Origin of the sequence: Sphingomonas flavida (assembly GCF_036663655.1) — a bacterium.
In the GTDB taxonomy this organism is placed as follows: domain Bacteria; phylum Pseudomonadota; class Alphaproteobacteria; order Sphingomonadales; family Sphingomonadaceae; genus Sphingomonas.
Map to the genome: position 1 here is coordinate 1 of NZ_JAXOJH010000053.1, position 1,144 is coordinate 1,144.

At 68.4% G+C, this 1,144-nt stretch carries 1 protein-coding gene; it reads right to left on the reverse strand.

The genetic code is table 11. From position 1 onward, the window contains the following. Nucleotides 1–145: 145 nt before the first annotated feature. Nucleotides 146–922, reverse strand: coding sequence for an HNH endonuclease signature motif containing protein (locus tag U1703_RS19070; protein WP_332786974.1), 777 nt, complete (start codon nucleotides 920–922; stop codon nucleotides 146–148). Nucleotides 923–1,144 lie beyond the last annotated feature (222 nt).

Here is a 1,144-nt window from a genome sequence, read left to right on the forward strand (position 1 = left end):
AGATTCATCGCGCTGACCCACTCGCCAACGAGCATCATCACCCGTGTCTTTCCACCGCCATAGGGGCATGCCAGAGGCTCCTCAGTGGCTGGGGGGTTTCGCCTGCACTCGGCAGACCAGGTGTCGGGTGCTCCGGGATCGGTGCTCACTCGCGTCTGGTGAAGCTGATCTTGCCGTTGGGGTGGTGGGTGATCTCGTAGTCGGGGTGGTGAATGAGGGTGTGGTGTCTCTCGCAGAGCAGCGCGCCCTTCTTCACGGAGGTGTGGCCGCCGTGGGCCCATGGGTCGAGGTGGTGGGCGTGGCAGGCGGAGGCGGGGCGTTCGCAGCCCGTCACGAGGCAGCCCTTGTCGCGGATCTGCAGGGCGATGCGTTGGGCGGTGGTGTGGAAGCGGCGTTTGCGGCCGACGTCGAGGGGTTCGGACTTCCCGCCGAGGACGACGGGGATGATCCCGGCTTCGCAGGCGAGCTTGCGGGCGAGGCCGGGGCTGATCATGGTCCCGGTGTCGAGCTGGGCTGCCTTCAGCCCACCGAGGAGGGTCTCCAGCGTCATGGTGACGACCACGGTGGCGTTGACGCCGCCGGCGGTGGGGAGCTTGTCGACCGGGTAGCGGCGGATGTAGTCCATGAACGCGACCCCCAGGCCGTGCGGGTCGAACCCGTGACCGCCGGCCTTGGCGATGGCCTGCAGTGCTTTGCGGAGCATGTCGGCTTCGGCGGTGCGGATCGCGAACCGGCCGTAGGTCATCGCGTGGCCGTCGTCGTGCAGGGTGAGGCGGGCCTTGGCCTCGGCGGCGCGTTCTTCCTTGGCGAGCTGCTTGGCCTCCTCGGCCTCGCCGACCTCGGGGGCCACCACGTCGAGGATCCGGCGTCCCTGGATCCGTAACGCTTTGGCGTCGAAGTGGGCCGCGGCAGCATCGAGCACCGACACTCGGAGGCCTCAGAACCCGTTGTCCACAAGGCCTCTCGCAACTTTCTGACATTTTACCTTGGGTGGTTTCGAGGCTCGCTTCGCTCGCACCTCAACCACCGTAGGAAGGGCCCGCGCTTGTGCGGGCGGCGCGGCGAAGCCGTGCCGCTCGTGCGCCGTCGAAGCGTCCCGGGAGAGGCTCGCGGTCAAGGACGGCCGAAGGCCGCCGCGAAGCGG